General features: G+C 57.0%; 20 protein-coding genes. 11 read left to right on the top strand and 9 right to left on the bottom strand.

The window, feature by feature from the left end; genetic code table 11:
* Positions 1-118: 118 nt before the first annotated feature.
* Positions 119-667, bottom strand: coding sequence for a hypoxanthine phosphoribosyltransferase (gene hpt, locus ACR3EJ_RS13880; RefSeq protein WP_010439696.1), 549 nt, complete (start codon positions 665-667; stop codon positions 119-121).
* Between the two features lie 72 nt (positions 668-739).
* Here hpt and ACR3EJ_RS13875 point away from each other — a divergent pair, with 72 nt between their 5' ends.
* Together ACR3EJ_RS13875 and ACR3EJ_RS13870 are read left to right on the top strand one after the other, a co-directional pair.
* Complete coding sequence (locus ACR3EJ_RS13875; protein WP_170539340.1) at positions 740-1,183, top strand: type II toxin-antitoxin system RatA family toxin; 444 nt, start codon at positions 740-742, stop codon at positions 1,181-1,183.
* Between the two features lie 38 nt (positions 1,184-1,221).
* On the top strand, positions 1,222-2,517 hold the full coding sequence (locus tag ACR3EJ_RS13870) for an MmgE/PrpD family protein (protein ID WP_170539342.1): 1,296 nt from the start codon (positions 1,222-1,224) through the stop codon (positions 2,515-2,517).
* Here the strand turns inward: ACR3EJ_RS13870 and pyrC are convergent.
* Positions 2,514-3,551, bottom strand: a complete 1,038-nt coding sequence (pyrC, locus tag ACR3EJ_RS13865) for a dihydroorotase (RefSeq protein WP_170539344.1) — start codon at positions 3,549-3,551, stop codon at positions 2,514-2,516. The genes ACR3EJ_RS13870 and pyrC overlap by 4 nt on opposite strands.
* A 146-nt stretch (positions 3,552-3,697) precedes the next feature.
* Here pyrC and ACR3EJ_RS13860 point away from each other — a divergent pair, with 146 nt between their 5' ends.
* Together ACR3EJ_RS13860 and ACR3EJ_RS13855 are read left to right on the top strand one after the other, a co-directional pair.
* On the top strand, positions 3,698-4,606 hold the full coding sequence (locus ACR3EJ_RS13860; protein WP_170703246.1) for an AAA family ATPase: 909 nt from the start codon (positions 3,698-3,700) through the stop codon (positions 4,604-4,606).
* A 34-nt stretch (positions 4,607-4,640) separates the two neighbouring features.
* Positions 4,641-5,897: a vWA domain-containing protein gene (locus tag ACR3EJ_RS13855; protein ID WP_170539348.1), complete on the top strand. Its 1,257-nt coding sequence runs from the start codon at positions 4,641-4,643 to the stop codon at positions 5,895-5,897.
* Between the two features lie 3 nt (positions 5,898-5,900).
* Here the strand turns inward: ACR3EJ_RS13855 and ACR3EJ_RS13850 are convergent, their stop codons facing one another.
* Entirely contained in the window at positions 5,901-6,401 is a 501-nt protein-coding gene (locus tag ACR3EJ_RS13850) for a hypothetical protein (protein WP_010439711.1), read from the bottom strand.
* Positions 6,402-6,607: 206 nt separating this feature from the next.
* Here ACR3EJ_RS13850 and ACR3EJ_RS13845 point away from each other — a divergent pair, with 206 nt between their 5' ends.
* From ACR3EJ_RS13845 to ACR3EJ_RS13825, 5 genes are all read left to right on the top strand, one after another.
* Positions 6,608-7,576 (top strand): XdhC family protein, encoded by a 969-nt coding sequence (locus ACR3EJ_RS13845; RefSeq protein ID WP_170539350.1) that lies wholly within the window; start codon positions 6,608-6,610, stop codon positions 7,574-7,576.
* The gene (locus ACR3EJ_RS13840) at positions 7,573-8,574 is read left to right on the top strand and encodes a molybdopterin-binding protein (RefSeq protein ID WP_170539351.1); all 1,002 of its coding nucleotides are present in this window, start codon (positions 7,573-7,575) and stop codon (positions 8,572-8,574) included. Before ACR3EJ_RS13845 ends, ACR3EJ_RS13840 begins: the two co-directional genes overlap by 4 nt.
* Before the next feature lie 154 nt (positions 8,575-8,728).
* Positions 8,729-9,214 (top strand): (2Fe-2S)-binding protein, encoded by a 486-nt coding sequence (locus tag ACR3EJ_RS13835; RefSeq protein WP_010439719.1) that lies wholly within the window; start codon positions 8,729-8,731, stop codon positions 9,212-9,214.
* A gap of 51 nt (positions 9,215-9,265) precedes the next feature.
* Complete coding sequence (locus tag ACR3EJ_RS13830; protein WP_170539352.1) at positions 9,266-11,626, top strand: xanthine dehydrogenase family protein molybdopterin-binding subunit; 2,361 nt, start codon at positions 9,266-9,268, stop codon at positions 11,624-11,626.
* 95 nt (positions 11,627-11,721) lie between these two features.
* Positions 11,722-12,513, top strand: a complete 792-nt coding sequence (locus tag ACR3EJ_RS13825) for an FAD binding domain-containing protein (RefSeq protein ID WP_170539353.1) — start codon at positions 11,722-11,724, stop codon at positions 12,511-12,513.
* Positions 12,514-12,558: 45 nt separating this feature from the next.
* On the opposite strand, the gene ACR3EJ_RS13820 is transcribed toward ACR3EJ_RS13825, so the two are convergent.
* The gene (locus ACR3EJ_RS13820; RefSeq protein WP_170539355.1) at positions 12,559-13,458 is read right to left on the bottom strand and encodes a MurR/RpiR family transcriptional regulator; all 900 of its coding nucleotides are present in this window, start codon (positions 13,456-13,458) and stop codon (positions 12,559-12,561) included.
* Positions 13,459-13,566: 108 nt separating this feature from the next.
* Here ACR3EJ_RS13820 and ACR3EJ_RS13815 point away from each other — a divergent pair, with 108 nt between their 5' ends.
* The gene (locus tag ACR3EJ_RS13815) at positions 13,567-14,328 is read left to right on the top strand and encodes a beta-keto acid cleavage family enzyme (protein WP_480422993.1); all 762 of its coding nucleotides are present in this window, start codon (positions 13,567-13,569) and stop codon (positions 14,326-14,328) included.
* Positions 14,325-15,641 carry an aspartate aminotransferase family protein gene (locus tag ACR3EJ_RS13810; protein WP_170539359.1) on the top strand — a complete coding sequence of 439 codons (1,317 nt, stop codon included), beginning with the start codon at positions 14,325-14,327 and terminating at the stop codon, positions 15,639-15,641. The genes ACR3EJ_RS13815 and ACR3EJ_RS13810 overlap by 4 nt, the downstream gene beginning before the upstream one ends.
* 132 nt (positions 15,642-15,773) lie before the next feature.
* Here the strand turns inward: ACR3EJ_RS13810 and infC are convergent, their stop codons facing one another.
* The 5 genes from infC to ACR3EJ_RS13785 form a co-directional block, all read right to left on the bottom strand.
* Positions 15,774-16,235 (bottom strand): translation initiation factor IF-3, encoded by a 462-nt coding sequence (infC, locus tag ACR3EJ_RS13805; protein ID WP_260026346.1) that lies wholly within the window; start codon positions 16,233-16,235, stop codon positions 15,774-15,776.
* Between the two features lie 245 nt (positions 16,236-16,480).
* Positions 16,481-17,314 (bottom strand): ferredoxin--NADP reductase, encoded by an 834-nt coding sequence (locus ACR3EJ_RS13800; RefSeq protein WP_170539361.1) that lies wholly within the window; start codon positions 17,312-17,314, stop codon positions 16,481-16,483.
* A gap of 107 nt (positions 17,315-17,421) precedes the next feature.
* Positions 17,422-17,829: a DUF934 domain-containing protein gene (locus ACR3EJ_RS13795; protein WP_170469810.1), complete on the bottom strand. Its 408-nt coding sequence runs from the start codon at positions 17,827-17,829 to the stop codon at positions 17,422-17,424.
* Positions 17,826-18,587 carry a phosphoadenylyl-sulfate reductase gene (locus ACR3EJ_RS13790; RefSeq protein WP_170539364.1) on the bottom strand — a complete coding sequence of 254 codons (762 nt, stop codon included), beginning with the start codon at positions 18,585-18,587 and terminating at the stop codon, positions 17,826-17,828. Before ACR3EJ_RS13790 ends, ACR3EJ_RS13795 begins: the two co-directional genes overlap by 4 nt.
* Positions 18,577-20,241: a nitrite/sulfite reductase gene (locus tag ACR3EJ_RS13785; protein WP_170539367.1), complete on the bottom strand. Its 1,665-nt coding sequence runs from the start codon at positions 20,239-20,241 to the stop codon at positions 18,577-18,579. The genes ACR3EJ_RS13790 and ACR3EJ_RS13785 overlap by 11 nt, the downstream gene beginning before the upstream one ends.
* Between the last annotated feature and the right edge of the window lie 21 nt (positions 20,242-20,262).

The following is a 20,262-nucleotide window of genomic DNA, read 5'->3' as shown; positions in this document are numbered from 1 at the left end:
TATTCAACACCGGCAATTACCAGACAGACAAGGATTGCGCCGAACACCAGTTTCACCCGCCGTTCCGAGGGCGGATTTCGCCCCCATTGCGACATGCGAAGGAAGTGGCGCAAATTCATCAATCTTGATCTTCGACAAATCGAACCTTGCCAATAAACGGCAAATTGCGATTGCGTTGCGCATAGTCGATCCCATAGCCCACGACAAATTCATCAGGGATTTCGAACCCGATCCAATCCGAGCGGAAATCGACCTCGCGCCGGCTGGGTTTGTCCAGAAGGGCGATGGATTTCAACCGGTGTGGTTTACGGGTGCGGAGCAGCTTGGAGACGTGGTTCAGGGTATGGCCGGTGTCCACGATATCCTCGACCACCAGCACATCACGCCCTTCAATTGCGCCGCGTAAGTCTTTGAGAATGCGAACTTCCCGGCTGCTTTCCATCGAATCTCCGTAGGACGATGCCTCAAGAAAATCGACCTCGATGGGCAGGTCTAGCTCACGCACCAGGTCAGCGATAAAGACGAAACTACCCCGCAGCAGGCCGACAACGACCAGTTTATCGGTGCCGCCGAACTCAGCCGTGATTTCGCGGCAAAGCTCTTCGATCCGGGCGGCAATTGCCTTGGCCGAGATCATCTCATCTATCACATATGCGCGTTGGCTCATCGCTGCCCCCTTGATCTTTGGCGCGCAACATACGAAATCACGCGCCATTGTCACCAGTTAATCCCGGATATCATGCCAACCCACTCCGAGACCCGCCCGCTGCCTTACACCGCTCAGCAGATGTATGATCTGGTCGCGGATGTTGCAAAATACCCTGAGTTTTTGCCCTGGTGCGCCGCGGCCCGTATCCGTCGGACCTATACCGCGGGCGAAGGCAAGGTGATGGAAGCGGATCTTGTTATTTCATTCAAGGTGTTCCGCGAACGCTTTGGCAGCCGGGTTACGTTGTTTGATGCTCATAAACGGATCGATACCGAGTATCTGGACGGTCCGTTCAAATACATGCGTTCCGATTGGGAGTTCGAAGATACGGATGACGGCTGCAACGTCTCGTTTCACGTTGACTTCGAGTTCAAAAATGCGGTCCTGCAAGGGATCATCGGTGTCGTGTTCAACGAGGCCATGCACCGTATCGTGCGCGCATTCGAACAACGTGCTGCCGTCCTCTACGGCTAAGGCTTTACGCGCGTGACGCGCGCGCTAGACTGCGCGCCATGACCGATCTCACATCCGCCCTTGCCGAATTCGCCGCTGGTCCTGTGTCGACCACTTCACAGGCTCGAATCGTGACATCGCTTTCCGCGTTGGACTGGCTCGCCGTGGGGCGGGCGGGTGCGGAAGAGCCTGTTTCCCGCATCGTCCGCCAGATGGTTTTTTCCGAAAGCGGTGCAGCACAAGCACGCCTATTCGGGGGTGGTGAAGCCCCTTTACGCGCTGCGGCGCTGGTAAATGGTACCGTTTCCCACGCGCTTGATTACGATGACACCCATTTTTCCCATATCGGTCATCCATCGGTTGCTGTGTTTCCGGCAGCCCTTGCGCTTGCGGCGTGGGAGGATCGACCGCTGGTCGATTTGCTCGAAGCAGCGCTTGTTGGGATGGAATTGTCGATCCGCGTTGGACTGTGGTTGGGCCGCGGTCACTATCAGGCAGGCTTTCACCAGACCGCCACGGCGGGCGCGTTTGGGGCTGCGGTAGCTGCGGGGCGCATCATGTCCTTCGATGCCAAGCAGATGCGTGATCTGTTGGGACTGACCGCAACAAGAGCATCCGGACAGAAGTCACAGTTCGGAACCATGGGCAAACCCTATAATGCCGGGCTTGCGGCTTCGAATGGCGTTGAGGCGGCTCAGTTGATCCGCAATGGATTTCAACCTGGTTCTGATGCGTTGGAAGGTCCGTTTGGGTTTGGGGCGACACATCTGGGGGCAGACGATATCAATGCAGCGCTCGATGGGTTGGGTGATGAATGGTTGTTCGAAAACGTAAGCCACAAGTTCCACGCCTGCTGCCATGGCCTGCACGCGGCGCTTGAGGCCGCGCGCGATCTTGACATTGCCGAACCAGAGGTGGCCGAGATCAAGGTTAAAACGCACCCCCGCTGGATGAGCGTTTGCAATCAACTGCAGCCGACAAGCGCGTTGGGTGCGAAGTTTTCTTATCGCACAGTGATCGCAATGCAATCGATGGGGTACGATACGGCACTACCGGGCAGCTATACTGCCAAGATTTGTGCAGACCCGAGGCTTCAATCCCTGCGGGATCGGATTAGTGTAGAGGCAGATGAAAGCTTGTCCGAGACCCAAGCCCATCTGTCCCTCTTGCGCCGCGATGGCGCCCGCCGCGAGGCCAAACATGATCTGCTCGCCCCGATATCACTTTCGGACCGCGAAGATCGGGTTAGGGACAAAGCATCAAAACTGATCGGTGGGGATGAAGCAGATGCGGTCTGGTCGATGCTGCGCACCGGTGGGCGCGCAGCGGATTTGGCTGAAAGGCTAACTGATTAAGCGACGCGCCAATGCAGCGGAAAGCCCGGATCGAATACGGTCACGGGGCCGTCGCCGCTCTCGATTTTGGCGGGATAGACGACCTCGTCCCCCTTGGTCAGCGTGATGGTCTCTTCGTTCGCAGGTAAACGATAAAAGGCCGGGCCGTTAAGCGAGGTAAACGCTTCCAGCTTTTCCAACGCATCAGCGCGCTCGAACATTTCAGCCAGCAGTGACATCGTATTGGTTGCTGTGAAACACCCAGCACAGCCACAGGCCATTTCCTTGTTCGCATCCGTATGCGGCGCGCTGTCTGTGCCAAGGAAGAAGCGCGCGTCGCCTGAGGTCGCGGCGGTCAACAGCGCCAGCCGATGCTCTTCGCGTTTGGCGACCGGTAGGCAGTAGTAATGCGGCTTGATGCCGCCGACCAGTATGTGGTTGCGGTTGATGATCAGGTGATGCGTTGTAATCGTCGCACCCAAATCTTTCTCGTTCGCCTTGACGTAATCCACGCCGTTTGACGTCGTGATGTGCTCCATCACCACACGCAACCCAGGTGTTGTTTTGCGAATTGGATCAAGAACGCGGTCGATGAACACGGCTTCGCGATCGAAGATATCGATTTCGGCATCCGTGACTTCGCCGTGCACACACAGCGGCAGACCGATCTCGGCCATCTTCTCCAGCACCGGGCGCACCTTGTCGAAATCGCGAACGCCCGAAGAAGAGTTGGTTGTTGCCCCAGCCGGGTAAAGCTTGACCGCCTTGATCAATCCCGTCGCATGCGCCGCTGCGACATCGGCAGGGTCCGTGTCTTCGGTCAGGTAGAGAGTCATCAGTGGCTCAAACGTCATATCATCGGGCAAAGCAGCCAGAATACGCTCTCTGTAAGCGGCCGCATGATCGCCGGTCACAACGGGCGGAACCAGATTTGGCATGATGATGGCACGGGCAAAATGGCGCGCGGTTTCAGGCAGGACGGCTTGCAGCATCGCGCCATCGCGCAGATGCAGATGCCAGTCATCGGGGCGGCGGATCGTCAGGGAATGGGTCATGGCCCCCGGCTAGCACAGCCGCTTGGGTGGCGAAAGACCCTGTTGCCCTTGCCGGTGAGGCAGATCGTCGTAAGTCTCTGACGGATGGTGGTCTTGACCTCTGGTTGCGGTCATGACCTGTTGGGGCGCAGGAAAAAGGGGAACTCATGACACAGCCAAACTCCATCGATGCCGTGCAGGACCTTTTGGGCTCTGAGGGCTATGTCTGTGGCCGGGCTTTGGCGACGGTTGTGTTTCTTTCGCTGAAGCTTGGTCGGCCTCTGTTTCTGGAAGGTGAGGCGGGCGTCGGCAAAACCGAAATTGCCAAAGCGCTGGCCGCGGGATTGGGGCGTCGCTTGATCAGGTTGCAGTGTTACGAAGGCCTTGATGCCTCCTCCGCTGTGTATGAATGGAATTTCCCCGCCCAGATGGTGGCGATCCGTACCGCCGAAGCGTCGGGCGGTGCGGATCGGGGCGCGCTACAGACCGAGTTGTTTTCGGATGACTATCTGATCGAACGCCCGTTGCTACAGGCCATGCGACCGGATGAAAACGGGGCGCCTGTGTTGCTAATTGACGAATTGGACCGGACCGACGAACCATTTGAGGCGTTCCTGCTGGAAGCCCTCAGTGACTTTCAGGTCACGATCCCCGAGCTTGGCACTGTCAACGCGCCTGAACCGCCTATCGTGATCGTCACTTCGAACCGCACGCGAGAGGTGCATGACGCGTTGAAACGCCGCTGCTTGTATCACTGGGTGGATTATCCGGACTTTGACCGAGAGATCGAAATCCTGCACGCCCGAGCGCCTGAAGCGGCTGAGGCGCTGAGCCGCGAGGTTGTCGCCTTTGTTCAGCGCCTACGCACTGAAGATTTGTTCAAGAAACCGGGGGTGGCCGAGACCATCGATTGGGCTAAATGTCTGCTGGCGCTGGACGTCATCAACCTCAGCCCCGAGGTGATTGGCGATACGTTGGGGGCGATCCTGAAATACCAGGACGACATCCAAAAGCTGCAAGGTTCCGAGGCCAAGCGCATTCTCGATCAGGCCAAGGCCGACCTCGAACCGGCCTGATGCTTCATCCGCTTGCAAATATTTCGGGGGTGTGATGGCCGAACAACTCCCACTCGATATCCCGGACAACCCCAAGCTGGCCCAGAACATCACCCATTTTGCGCGCGCATTGCGTAAGGCCGGGCTGCCGATTGGAACCGGACGTGTGGTTGATGCGATCCGTGCAGTGCAGGCTGCGGGTTTCACCGAGAAAAAAGATTTCTACTGGACGCTACATGCGTGTTTCGTGAGCCGGCCTGAACACCGCACGGTTTTTGCGCAGGTCTTCCGCCTGTATTGGCGCGATCCGCGCTATCTCGAACATATGATGTCCATGATGCTGCCCGCCATTCGCGGTGTGCAGGAGGAGCGCAAAGCGGATGCGGCTGAAAAGCGCGCGGCTGAGGCGTTATTGGATGGCGTCGAACGCGACTTGCCGGAAACGACGGAGCAGGAAGAAGGAAGTGAGATCGAGATCGACGCGACCCAAACCGCGTCCTCCGAAGAACGCTTGCGCAACCTCGATTTCGAACAGATGAGCACATCCGAGATCGCCCAGGCCAAACGCATGCTGTCGCGCCTGAACCTACCGGTCAAACCCATCGAGTCTCGGCGTGGTCAGGCCAGTCATCTCGGTCACCGCATCGATCGCGCACGCACCCTGAGGTCAGCCATGCGGCAAGGCGGCGAGCTACGGGATATCGCGCGCCTGCAACCAAAACCTCGCTGGCCGAATTTGGTAGCGCTCTGCGACATTTCCGGATCGATGAGCCAGTACAGTCGGATCATTCTGCACTTTCTTCACGCGGTTTCGAATGCCAAAGGCGCAGGTTGGGCCAAAGTGCACGCATTCACGTTTGGCACACGCCTGACCAACATCACCCGCCATCTGCATCAACGTGATGTCGATGCAGCTCTGGCCGCTGCCGGGGCCGAGGCGCAGGACTGGGAAGGCGGAACACGGATCGGAGAATGCCTGCATCAGTTCAACCGCGACTGGTCGCGGCGTGTCATGGGGCAGGGGGCGGTCGTGTTGTTGATCACCGACGGTTTGGAACGGGGCGATCCCGAGATGCTGGAAAAGGAAATCGAGCGTTTGCACCTGTCGTCGCGACGCTTGATCTGGCTGAACCCATTGCTGCGCTGGGATGGGTTCGCGCCAAAGGCTCAGGGCGTTGCGACAATGCTTCCACATGTCGACAGCTTCCGCGCCGGGCATTCGATTGCGTCGCTGGAAGATCTGGCCGCCGTGATATCTCAGCCTGACGATCAGGGTCAGAAAGCGCGGCTGATGGCCGCGCTTTCTGACTAGATATTAAGACAGCTGTTCTTCATTGCACTTTCGCGCCATCTCCATGGCTTTGTAAGTGCCGGTCAGATCGACTGTGAAGGCGAACTCTTTTTCCGGAAACACGACCATCACCTTCTTCTTGGCAAGGTCGTCTGCGAACTGAGGATCGTCTGACAGAACATACCCGCCTGAATAGCCCTTGGTGATATTCCCTTTCATGCCAGTGGCCTCACCAACATAAATGTTGTCTCCGATGAGGATGGCGACGGCTTCTTTCTCGCCCTTCTTGATATTGGTTTTGGCCTTGGTGAAAACGCCCACATAGCCGACACCGCGATCTTCGGTCAGCCCCATCTGCACGACATTTTCCGAGTCATCCACCGCTTCGATCAGGCAGGATTTCTTGTCTTGATCGATGAAGACTTTCCAGCCTTCAACCTCACCGTACTTCAAAAATGTATCAGCCCATCCGGCGCTGGCAGCCATCATGCCAAGCGCCGTTCCCAGTGTAAGAATACGTTTCAACTGTTTGTCTCCGCTTTGAAATATGCAGGGGTGATTTCGGGAAGTACCCGAAACTGCGTCCAAGCTAGAGTGCGGTCAGGTGACAATCAATCTTTTATGAATGTGAGTTCAAAACCGGCCTGTTAGCGCCGGTAACTTAGACCTCGGAACGCTTTTCATTGTTACAAAGCTGACTATGTTGAAGCCGAGCACGGTCGGAGGTCTCAATGGAACGATTCGATAGCAGCCCGGAAACCGCATTGGAATGGTATCGCGCCGGTAAGGGCGCGGCTCTGGCGACTGTAGTCGAGACCTGGGGCAGCGCACCGCGCCGCGTCGGTGCGCAGCTCGTTATTGCAGGCGACGGTCGGATCGAAGGTTCGGTTTCAGGCGGCTGCGTAGAGGGCGCAGTGATTGTCGAGGCGTTGGAGGCCATCGAAGAAGGTGAGGCCCGGCTGCTGGAATTTGGGGTCAGCGATGATGACGCATTTGCCGTCGGCTTGGCCTGCGGTGGGACGATCAGGGTTCTCGTCGAACCGGTTGGAAAAGTCCTGCCCGAACCGATGCTGGCTGAACTGGTCGCCGCACGGGCGCGGCGTGAACCTTTGGCGTATGAGGTAAACACTGAAACCGGCCACCGAGCATTGCGTCGAAACGCCTATACCGAACGATTGCGCATGGATAGGTCTGGGTTCGAAGAAGATGGTCAAACCTTTGTTGCGGTTCACAATCCTCCTTTGCGATTGATCGTGATTGGAGCTGTGCATATTGCCCAAGCACTTGTGCCGATGGCACGCCTCGCTGGCTACGATCCAGCGATTGTTGATCCACGCGAAGCTTTTGCCTCGGACGCCCGATTTCCCGGAGAGACCATCCTGACAGACTGGCCGGATGAGGCGGTGTCGAAACTGGGGCTGGACACAAGAACGGCGCTTGTTCTGCTGACCCACGATCCCAAGCTAGACGACCCAGCGCTTCAGGCCGCATTGTCAGCCGATGTGTTTTACATCGGAGCACTTGGGTCCAAGCGCACCCACGCCAAGCGTATCGATCGGATGAAACAATCCGGGTTTACAGACGAGCAGATTTCAAGGATTCACGGACCGATCGGGCTGGATATCGGTGCGGCCAGCCCTTCCGAGATCGCCGTGGCCATCCTTGCACAAATGACAGCAGTTCTGCGGGGCAAGGCGTGAAGTTTGGTCCGGTAGCGGTTGCCGACGCCAGCGGCGCGATTCTGGCTCATTCCGTCAAGGCAGGTGACCAGAGGCTGCGCAAAGGCATCACGCTGACGCCCCAGCATATCGCTGAATTGCAGCAGGCTGGTCTGACTGAGGTAACGGTCGCCAAGCTTGAGCCCGGCGATTGTCATGAGAATGAGGCGGCGGCAATGCTGTCTGCAGCCCTAGTGCCGGACCCTGCAAAGGCTAACCTACGCGTGACCGACGCCTTTACAGGGCGGGTCAACTTGCTGGCTGATGGTCCAGGCGTGGCAATTTTGGACACTGATGCATTGCAAAACTTCAATCGGGTCAATCCGATGATCACGGTCGCAACCGTACCGCAGTACCAACAGATGACGGCAGGCGGCATGGTCGCGACGATCAAAGTCATATCGTATGCGGTGCAGCAAACCGGCGTTCGCCGTGCAGCCGAACAGGCGCAGAACTCCATTCGACTTTCGGTGCCGAAATACAAGAACGCCGGGCTCGTCATCACCGATATTGCCGGCGGACCTTCGAACGAAAAAGGTATTGCCGCCATTCGCGGACGGGTTGAGGCATTGGGGATGGACCTATGCGATGTTAAAGTTGTTCCGCATAGACAGGGTGATTTAACAGCCTCGCTGAAGTCCGTTCGCGGCGAGATCGTCATGATTCTGACCGGATCGGCCACGTCGGATGAAAATGATGTGGCACCGGCCTCTGTTCGAGAAGCCGGAGGCGCAGTCGACCGATTTGGGATGCCGGTTGATCCGGGAAACCTGTTGTTTCTGGGGTCTTTAGGTGGTCGCCCAATCATCGGTCTGCCTGGATGCGCCCGTTCGCCTGCACTGAACGGGGCGGACTGGGTGCTGTCTCGAGTCGCTTGCGGGATCGAGACGACGGGTGCTGACATCGCAGCGATGGGTGTCGGAGGGCTACTGAAGGAAATCCCCACACGGCCGCAACCTCGCGCTGCCAAACAAAAGTGACGTAACGGCATTTTTGCCGTTTCGATCGTACGCCTCATGATTAGTGAGATGAGCAAAGAAGTTGCGGAAAAATCGGGCAAATATTTTTGTTCTCAAACAAAATTTCCCGTGTTTAACTCGGGACTAAGGAAAAACAATAAATTGGGAGGATCTCATGACACAGGTCTCAATGACCGTGAACGGGAAAGCCGTTAGTGGTGACGTTGAAGGCCGGACGCTTCTGTCCAGCTTTTTGCGTGATCATCTGTCGCTGACCGGAACACATGTCGGATGTGACACGGCACAATGTGGTGCGTGCGTCGTGCATGTGAATGGTGAGGCGGTCAAATCCTGCAATATGCTGGCCCTGGAAGCGGATGGTGCCGATGTGGGTACGATCGAAGGGCAGGCTGCAGAGGATGGTTCGCTGAATGTCATTCAGCAGGCCTTTCAGGATCATCATGGGCTGCAATGCGGGTTTTGTACTCCTGGCATGGTGATGAGCGCTGCGGCACTGCTCAAGGATAATCCGCGCCCGACCGAAGGGGAAATCCGGAAGTACCTTGAGGGTAATCTGTGCCGGTGCACAGGCTATCACAACATCGTCAAGGCGATCATGGCCGCTTCGGGCCAGGACGTTTCCAGCATCGCCGCCGAATAAGGCGGGTAAGAATTTTCGACGAAAATTCTTTTCCAGGGAGGAGAACAAGCAATGCCCAAAGACAGTGGCATCGGAGCCAGTTCCAAGCGGCGTGAGGACGTACGCTTTCTGACCGGAGCAGGCAATTACACCGACGACATCAACGTACATGGCCAGGCCTATGTACATTTTCTACGGTCCGACATCGCACATGGCCGGATCACCAATATCGACACATCTGCTGCCGAGGGTATGCCAGGTGTGGTGAAGGTTTTCACCGGCAAGGATTTTGAAGGTGTGGGCGGAATGCCCTGCGGCTGGGAAGTCACCGACCGGCACGGCGCCCCGATGCAGGAACCCCCGCACCCCATTCTGGCACAGGGTAAGGTCCGCCATGTAGGCGATCCGATTGCCGCTGTTGTGGCCGATAGCCTCGAGCAAGCCCGCGATGCGGCTGAGGCGATCGAGGTGGAGATTGAGGAACTGCCCGCGGTTCTGGATATGAAGGCTGCGGCGCAGGATGGCGCGACGCTTGTCCACGACGATCTGAAGAACAACATCTGCTATGACTGGCACTTGGGCGAAGAAGACAATGACAAGGTCAACGCGGTCTTTGCCGATGCGGCCCACGTCACCACGCTGGATCTGGTCAACAACCGACTGGTTGCCAACCCGATGGAGCCGCGCGTGGCCGTGGCCGAGTACAGCCGAGGCACGGATGAGTACACGCTCTACACCACCTCGCAGAACCCGCACGTGATCCGTTTGCTGATGTGCGCGTTTGTTCTGGGCCTACCCGAGCACAAGGTGCGGGTGGTCGCCCCGGATGTGGGCGGTGGCTTTGGAACCAAGATTTTCCACTATGCGGAGGAGGCATTCTGCACCTTCGCTGCCAAGGCCTGCAACCGCCCGGTCAAGTGGACATCCAGCCGGTCCGAGGCGTTCGTGTCGGATGCCCATGGTCGCGACCATGTAACCACGATTGAGCTGGCGTTGGATGCGGAGAACAACTTCACCGGTTTGCGCACCAACACTCATGCCAATCTGGGTGCTTATCTATCGACCTTCTCCAGTTCGGTTCCGACCTGGTTGCACGGCACGCTGATGGCGGGGAACTACAAGACACCAGTCATTCAGGTGAATGTGCGGGCGATGTTCACCAATACGGTGCCGGTGGATGCCTATCGCGGCGCGGGCCGGCCTGAGGCAACATTCCAGTTGGAGCGGGTCATCGACAAGGCCGCGCGAGAGTTGGGCGTTGATCCGATTGCGCTGCGTCGTCAGAACTTTATTACCCAATTCCCGTATGACACGCCGGTCGCACTGACCTATGACACCGGAGATTACAACGGGACGATGGACAAGCTTGAGGCCGCCGCTGATTTGTCTGGCTTTGCCGCACGGCGCGCGCAGAGTGAGGCCAATGGCAAGCTTCGCGGCTTGGGTGTTAATTGCTATATCGAGGCCTGTGGCATCGCGCCATCAAACATCGTTGGCATGTTGGGCGCCCGGGCGGGTCTATATGATGCTGCCACGGTGCGGGTAAACGCAACCGGTTCGATCAGCGTCATGGTTGGCGCTCACAGCCACGGGCAGGGGCATGAGACGGCCTTCCCGCAGGTTGTGGCCGACATGATCGGTATCGATGAGTCGATGGTCGAGATTGTGCATGGCGATACCTCGAAGATCCCGTTCGGGATGGGCACCTATGGCTCACGCTCGCTTGCGGTTTGCGGTTCGGCCATGGTCAAGGCGACTGAGAAGGTGATCGACAAGGCCAAGAAGATCGCAGCTCACCTGTTGGAAGCGTCTGAGGCCGATATCGAGTTGAAGGACGGTCAGTTCAGCGTCGCGGGCACTGACAAGTCGGTGGCCTGGGGTGATGTGACACTGACGGCTTATGTGCCGCACAATTTCCCATTGGAGGTTGAGCCGGGGTTGGAGGAGACCGCGTTTTATGACCCGGCCAACTTTACCTTCCCGGCTGGCGCCTATGCCTGCGAGGTCGAGGTGGACGCCGAGACCGGTCAGGTCAGCATCGAGAAATTCACCGCCGCAGATGACTTTGGCAACATCGTCAATCCGATGATCGTGGATGGTCAGGTACATGGTGGTATTGGTCAGGGCATCGGTCAGGCGCTGTTAGAGAACTGCGCCTATGACGAGAACGGCCAACTGCTGAGCGCGTCCTTCATGGACTACGCGATGCCACGCGCGGATGATCTGCCATTCTATGAGGTCGACCATTCGAGCCAGACGCCGTGTACACACAACCCGTTGGGTGTGAAGGGCTGTGGCGAGGCCGGAGCAATCGGTTCGCCACCTGCCGTTGTCAACGCGGTTTTGGATGCGCTGAATTCGGGTGGAAAGGCTGTTGATCACATTGACATGCCGATGAGCCCGTCGCGTGTTTGGACGGCAATGCATGGTTGAAAGATTGGGGTGCGAGGGGCTAGCCCCTTGCGCTCCCCGAGATATTTATAGCCAGATGAAGGGCGGATCCGCGCCTTTCGGAAAGGAAGAACGAAATGTACAATTTCGAGTTTGAGAAGCCCTCGACCATTGCTGACGCGGTTGCCGCGTTGGCGGGTGAGGATGCGCAGGCGTTGGGGGGTGGTCAGACCCTGATCCCCACGTTGAAGCAACGATTGGCGGCGCCATCAACGCTGGTTTCAGTCAGTGGGATTGCTGAGATGAAGGGCGTCTGTGTCGAGGATGATGGTTCAGTTGCCATTGGTGGTGCCACGACCCACGCAAATGTAGCGGCGGATGCAGCGAGCAGCTATCCGGCGCTGGCGGCCTTGGCTGGTCAGATCGGAGATCCGGCGGTGCGTAATCGCGGCACCATTGGTGGCTCTGTCGCCAACAATGATCCGGCGGCCTGTTATCCGGCGGGAGTGCTGGGTTCAGGGGCGACCGTTGTCACTAATACGCGACAGATTGCGGCAGATGACTTCTTTCAAGGCATGTTTACGACTGCGCTGGAAGAGGGTGAAATTATCACCTCGGTGCGTTTTCCGGTGCCGCAAGCTGCGAGCTATCAGAAGTTTTTGCAACCGGCGTCCCGTTTTGCATTGGTCGGGGTCTATATTGCCCGGTTTGCGGATGGCGTGCGGGTTGCCGTAACCGGCGCCAGCGAAGATGGAGTGTTCCGTTGGTCCGAGGCCGAGGAGGCCTTGAACAAAGAGTTCCGTACCGATGCTTTGATGGATCTGCACATCAATCCGATGAACATGATCGGAGATTTGCATGGCAGCAAAGAATACCGGGCGCATCTGGTCAGCGTAATGACAAAACGGGCCGTCGAAGCCTGCAGCTAAGCAGGTTCGCAGCCAAATCGATAAGCCCCGGTGAAAGCCGGGGCTTTACTTTTTTCTGACCCGAGGCGGCTTGGCCGGTCGCCAATATGCGCCAGTGTCTTCTCGGGCCGTCTGATACCGTTCGACGCGATCGCGCGCTGCCGACCCACCTGCAGCAACAAGGTGACCGATCAGGCATTCAAGCACGGCCATGGCCCCGGAGAAGCTGGAAAAGTGATGTTGAGTGCGGGTGCTGACCGGCAGCACGACATCCGGGTCAACACCAGGTGCAATGACCTCGCTATCCGACAATAAGACGATCCGCATCCCGCGTTTACGCGCAAAACGCATGGATTGGATAGTGTCCGAGGAATAGGGATGAACGGTGATGGCGAACAAGCAGTCCGCTGCATCGGCCTCGAGCAGATCATCGACGGCTGACCCCATGTGCCGGGGGACCAATTGAAATCCGGGGTGTGCCATCCGACCGGCATAGTGAAAATAATAGGCCAAAGCATAGCTGGCTCGGGTTGCTGTGATATAGCAGCGTTTTGCTGACAACATGTGGTCCGTGACCTGCTTTACCAACGCGGGATCAGCCAGACGCAGGGAGCGGGTTACGACATTCAGCTCATTTTGCGCGAACCCTGCTTGAGCCGCGCTGAAGTCATCACCTGACCGCATGAGGCCCAACCAATCTTGGCCCAACCGATCCTCGCGATCGGTGACAAGGGTCTGCCGAAATGGTTTTCGAAAAGCCTCGAAACTGTCGAAGCCCAGACGGTACGCCAGACGCACGAGGACATTTGAGCTTACACCGATTTTCTCAGCCGTAACGCGGACCGGGTCGAGCCCAAAATCCCCGGGATGATCGATGATGTATTTTGCTGCGGCCTGCATCTGTTGGGGCAGGGTTTCGATATCAGCGCGCAGCTGCTCGGTCAGTTGGGCTGGTTTGTTTTGCATGGTTATAGAAAAACAAATGTTATGGAGAATGCAAATTGAAAACACTAGGGCTGCATATATTTCGGGATCAGATTAAGCCGTTTGGAAATGTCAGAAGGTGGTTCCGGGATGTCGGTAAGCGAAGCCCTGCCTTACATATTGGTCGCGCCAAATGGAGCGCGCAGAGGGCACCGGGATCACCCTGGCTTGCCCGTCACAATGGAAGAAATCGTCGAAACGGCGAAAGCCTGCAGCCTGGCAGGTGCCAATGGATTGCATCTGCATGTCCGTGATCAGGCGGGTCAGCATTCTCTGGATGCAGGTTTGTATCGAGAGACGCTTGCGGAATTGCACCACGCCGTACCGCAGATGGACATCCAGATTACCACAGAGGCTGCTGGAATTTTTGACGTTCAGACCCAGTTCGATTGCCTGAAGAACGTCCACCCGGATTGGGCTTCGATTTCGGTACGCGAGATTGCTAGGTCGCCGGAGCTTGCGCCAAATGTTTATGCGCTGTGCGCGGAACAGGGGACGCGCGTTCAACACATTCTCTATGACGCTACCGACGTTGAGTTGTTGGTCCGCTGGCAGAAGGATGGAGTTGTTAAACCCCATCAGGTCGAACGTCTGTTTGTACTTGGCCGCTACTCGACAACGCAGGAATCGACACCGGAAGATCTGGATGCCTTCCCGGCTACGACAGACCCATGGATGGTCTGTGCCTTTGGCGGGCAAGAGCATGCGTGCCTGCAAAAAGCTGTACAGCTTGGTGGTGATGTGCGCGTGGGGTTTGAAAACAGTATTACGGGCTTTGATGGTCAGGCCTGGGCTGATAACGCCGCATCCGTTGCCGCTCTGATTGATCTTTTGAAAAGGACTTCGAAATGAGTCACGTTTTTCCGCGCCACACTAAGTCTGAATTGCCGGTCGCTGCAGGTGGTGAGGGTTGTTATCTGATTGATTCAACCGGTCGCCGCTATCTGGATTGCGGGGATGCAGCGGTTTCGTGTCTTGGTCATTCCAATGATACTGTGGTCAAAGCGGTGCAGCAGCAGGTAGAGCAGATCGCGTTTGCCCATACCGGCTTCATGACCTCGGAACCGGCTGAGGCGCTTGCTGATTTGTTGATCGAACATGCTCCGGGTGATTTGGACCGCGTGTATTTCGTGTCGGGCGGGTCCGAGGCGACCGAGGCTGCGATCAAGTTGGCACGGCAGTACTATCTGGAATCAGGTCAGCCTGAGCGCCGTCATGTCATTGCACGTCGGCAAAGCTATCACGGTAACACACTGGGGGCACTGTCGGCGGGGGGCAACGAATGGCGACGGGCTCAGTTTGCGCCGATGCTGATCGAGATGACCCATATCGCACCCTGTTATGAATACGCTGAAAAGCCTGAGCGCGAGAGCAGCTACGACTACGGGCAGCGTGTGGCTAATGAATTGGAGGCCGAAATATTGCGTCTGGGGCCCGATACGGTGATGGCCTTCATGGCAGAACCCGTGGTCGGCGCGACTTTAGGGGCCGTTCCTGCGGTTGAAGGATATTTCAAACGTATTCGTGAGATTTGTGATCAATATGGTGTTCTGCTGATCCTTGATGAAGTGATGTGTGGCATGGGGCGTACCGGCCATCTGTTTGCTTGTGATCATGACGGCGTGGCACCGGATATTTTGTGTATAGCCAAGGGGTTGGGGGCTGGGTATCAGCCAATCGGGGCGATGCTGTGTTCGGCTCGGATCTACGACGCAATCCAAAACGGATCGGGATTCTTCCAACACGGTCACACCTATATTGGTCACCCGGTTGCAACAGCTGCCGCATTGGCGGTCGTGACGGAACTTACGCAGAACGATCTGCCATTGAGGGCGGCGCTGATGGGCGAGAAACTGCAGTCAGCCATGACCACTGCGTTTGGTCAGCATCCCCATGTTGGCGATATCCGCGGGCGTGGTTTGTTCCGGGGGATCGAACTTGTGGCAAATCGCGAGACCAAAACGCCGTTTGATCCAGCACTTGGAGTTGCGGGCAAGATCAAGAAGGCGGCGTTTGCGGAAGGATTGATTTGTTATCCGATGTCCGGAACACGCGATGGTCAACATGGGGATCATATCCTTCTGGCGCCTCCATTCATTATAGAAAGCACACAGATCGATGAGTTGGTCACCAAGTTGGATCGCGCGATCTCAAACGTGATCTGACAAAACTGAAAGCTGTCTTCTCAAATAGTTCGCGGCACGTTGAAAATCTGCAGAGCGGATTCGATAAGAGCCAGGCATGAAAAAAGGCTCCGACCAGACTGGCGGAGCCTTTGAACACGTCCTGAAGCGCGGTTACTTCTGCGGCAGAGGGCCGATCATCATGATCATCTGACGGCCTTCCATCTTGGGCATGTTCTCGATCTTGCCCAGATCCTTGACGTCCTCGGCCACCCGCTCTAGCAGCTCACGGCCCAGATTTTGGTGTGCCATCTCGCGACCACGGAAACGCAGGGTGACTTTGACCTTGTCGCCGTTCTCAAGAAACTTGAACACGTTGCGCATCTTGACGTCATAGTCATGCGTATCGGTGTTGGGCCGGAACTTGACCTCTTTCACCTCGATGATCTTTTGCTTCTTGCGGGCTTCGCTTTCGCGTTTCTGCTGTTCGTACTTGAACTTGCCGAAATCCATGATTTTGCAGACCGGCGGGTTCGCGTTGGGCGAAATCTCAACCAGATCGAGGCCAACATCGGAGGCCATCTGCATGGCTTTTGCGGGATGAACCACCCCGACATTTTCACCTTCGGCGCCAATCAGGCGAATTTCGGGAGCTCGGATCTTGTCATTGACGCGCGGGCCGGTATCTCGCTGTGGCGGCGCGTTGTGAGGTCTGCGGGCTATGGGTTCATTCCTTTGATGATTGCAGAATTTCGAGCCCGGAATTTAGACCGGGCTGAGAGGTGTTTCAAGCGGCATAAATTGCAAGCCGCATGAATTTTCGATGAAATTCGAGTGTTTTTGCCGGTTTAGGCTGTCGACAACCCGACCGGCAAACCCGTTTAGCCCACAAAGGCCTTTTCGATCACGAATTCCTTGGGTTCGGAATTCGCGCCTTCGCGCAGGCCGAACTCTTCCAAAATTGCTTTGATGTCATGGTTGAACGCAAGGCTGCCACAGACCATGGCACGGTCGGTGTCCGCTTTGATACCACCTTCGATGCCCAGATCGGCAAACACCGAGCCGTCTTTCAGCAATTCGGTGATGCGGCCCATTTTGGGGCTCTCTTCTCGCGTGGTGGTCGGGTAGTAGCGGATCTTATCGGCGAAACCTTCACCGATCAGTTCAGCCAGCAACTCGTCCTGACGGATGTTCTCGATCAGCTCGCGACCATAATCCAGCTCGGCCACATCGCGGCAGGTATGAGTTATGATGACCTCGTCATAATCCTCATATGTCTGAGGTTCGCGCAGCAACGATGCGAAGGGGGCAAAGCCGGTTCCAGTTGCAAAGAACCAGATGCGCTTGCCGGGCAGCAGCGCGTCATGGACCAGCGTTCCAACCGGTTTGGGCCGCAGGATGATCTGATCGCCAGGCTGGATGTGCTGTAGTTTCGAGGTCAGCGGGCCATCCTGCACCTTGATCGAATAAAACTCCAACTCTTCGTCCCACGAAGGCGAAGCGATTGAATAAGCGCGTAGCAGAGGTTTGCCATTGTCACCCAGCAGACCAATCATCACGAACTCGCCCGATCGGAAACGCAGGGACGCCGGGCGCGACACCTTGAACGAGAACAGGCGGTCGGTCCAGTGCTTGACCTCGGTCACGGTCTGAGCGTCGGGCAGGACGGGGGCCTTTACGGCGGTTGCTTCACTCACGGGCTTCATCTCTGTCATAATTTCACCACCGATCTGCTAAACCGGTATCTCCGTTTAATCTTTGATCCAAGTCAGGAAAAGGGGCAGATTGCCCCTTTCGTGTCACAAGCTGGCGATGGCGGGTTTCAGCCGCGCAGGCGGGCCTGATAATTGTTCTCTTGCCAGTTGGCACGCGCCAACCACTGATCTTCGGGCTGACGTGCGGCTAGGCTGTGATCGATTTCGACCTCATCAAACCCGCTGCGACGTGCCATTGCGTATTGATCCGCCAATACATGGCCTTTTGCACGAAGGCGACCGGTATACCCTTTCAACCGCAGCACGCGTGCGATCGTAAAGCCGCGCCCGTCTGCTGATGACGGGAAGTCGACGCGCACCATCTGAGCGCTGCCCAAACGGTCAATCAGTTCATCCGGATCCGTGTCCGAGCTGACGTCGAGTGCTACAACATCGTTGGCTGCATCGTCCAAAGTAACGAAGCCATCGGTCCAGTCCTCAGGCGAAAAGCCTTGGTCATTCACGATTACGTTCATGTTTTCTCTCCAACACGCACCATCTTGCCGTCGACAAAATGGATGCCGCATTCTTCTTTTTCTCTGTTACGCCAGCGTCCGGCGCGGGGGTCTTCGCCCTCTTTGACCGGCGATGTGCAGGGTGCACAGCCGATCGATGGGTATCCTTTGGCCACCAGCGGGTGCCGGGGCAGGTTGTTCTCAGTCATATAGGCGCGCACATCTTCGGGCGCCCAATGGGCCAATGGATTGACTTTGATCCGTCCGGTGCCGTCTTCGACTTCGAAGAATTCGAGCGCCGCGCGGGTTCCTGATTGAAACCGTTTGCGCCCGGATATCCAGCCGCAATATCCAGATAGCGCCCGTTGCAGCGGGAAAGTCTTTCGCAAATTGCAGCAAGCGTCAGTGTCACTTAGATGTAGTGCCCCATAAGGGTCGTCATGCTCAACATCGTCCTTATCCGCTTGGATGATTTTCACGTTGGTCAGCCCCAGACGTTCACTAACCTCGTGCTGATACTCGAGCGTTTCCGTAAACAGCATCTGCGTGTCGATGAACAATACCGGTGTGGCTTTGTCGACCACTGCCGCCATGTGCAACAGCACGACTGATTCCGCCCCAAAGCTGGAAACGAGCGCAAGTTCTTCGATCTCTTCAATCGCGCCGTGCATCACGTCATGAGCACTATGATGACGGAACCGGGTATTCAGCGCGTCGACCTTTTCGGTCAGTTCGCGTCTGTTGGAACCCAGTTCCGTCTGGATCAGGTCAAGCGGCATTAGCCCGCGCCTCAGGGTAAAGCACAGCTTTGAACGGAGCCATTCCAACGCGGCGATAGGTTTCGAGGAAAGTTTCCTCGGCGCTATCACGCAGGTCCAGATAGGCTTCGACGATGCGTTCAACGGCAGGAACGATCTCATCATAGGCAAAACCCGGACCCGTGCGATCACCGACGGCTGCCGTTTCAGTCGCGTCACCACCCAGCGTGATCTGATAGTTCTCGACGCCTGCGCGATCCAGGCCCAGAATGCCGATGTGACCGACGTGGTGGTGCCCACATGCGTTGATGCAGCCCGAGATCTTGATCTTCAGGTGGCCAATATCATGCTCCAGCTTCAGGTCTTCGAACCGAGTCGCGATCTCTTGCGCAACCGGAATCGAGCGGGCTGTGGCCAGCGCGCAGTAATCCATGCCGGGGCAGGCGATGATGTCGCTGATCAGGCCGATATTGGCAGTGGCCAGTTCGTGCTCTTTCAGCTTGGCGTGAATCGCAGGCAGGTCTGATTTGTGGACATGCGGCAGGATCACGTTCTGCTCATGGCTGATGCGCAGCTCGTCATATGCGAACTCTTCGGCCAGATCGGCCATAACGCGCATTTGCTCGGCAGTTGCGTCGCCCGGCGTCTGGCCGTGCTTCTTGATCGAGATCGTAACGATCGCGTGGTCCGCGTTTTTGTGCGGCGCGATGTTGGTGTCGACCCACGAACGGAAAACCGGATCGTTGGTATAGGTGCTTTCAAACGAGGCGACGGATGCTTCGCGGAAGGTCGGAGGCGCAAAGTGACCTTTGATTTCTTCCAGCAGGTTCATGTCAGCACCTTTGAACTGCGGGCGGACCTGCAGGAAGCGCTCGTTTACCTTGGCGCGGATGGCGTCAATGCCATGTTCATGCACCGTAATCTTGATACGGGCTTTGTACTTGTTGTCGCGGCGGCCAATCTGGTTCCACACCGAAACAGTCGCTTCGAGATATGCCAACAGGTCGTCAAAGGCGACAAATTCGGACAGTTCTTTGCCGATCATCGGCGTGCGACCCAGACCACCACCCACGATGACGCGGGCGCCAAGAACGCCGTCACGCTCGACCAGTTGCAGGCCGATGTCATGCGCCTTGATCACGGCGCGGTCGTTTTCACTGCCGGTGATGGCGATCTTGAACTTACGCGGCATGAATTGGAATTCCGGGTGGTCGGTCGACCACTGACGTAGCAGTTCAGCATAGGGGCGCGGGTCGGCGATCTCATCCGCGGCAGCACCGGCGAAGTGGTCGGCTGTCACGTTACGGATGGTGTTGCCTGAAGTCTGGATGGCGTGCATACCAACCTCGGCCAGCGCGTCTAGCATATCCGGCACGTCGTTCAGCTTCGGCCAGTTGTACTGGATGTTCTGACGGGTGGTGAAATGGCCATATCCCTTGTCCCACTTCTCGGCCAGTAACGCCAACTGACGCATCTGTGCACTGGACAGAGTTCCGTACGGTATCGCAACGCGCAGCATATAGGCGTGCAACTGCAGATACAGGCCATTCATCAGGCGCAGGGGCTTAAATTCGTCTTCGGTCAGCGAACCGTCTATGCGGCGCTCAACTTGCGCGCGGAACTGTGCGTTGCGTTCTGCCAAAAATGCTGTGTCGAACTCGGAGTAGCGATACATGTTTAGCTGTCCTTAGTTGCA

The sequence above is a fragment of the Ruegeria sp. AB11 genome (assembly GCF_056536325.1).
Note: the sequence above shows the minus strand (reverse complement) of the source record. Positions and strands in the feature narration are given on the sequence as shown.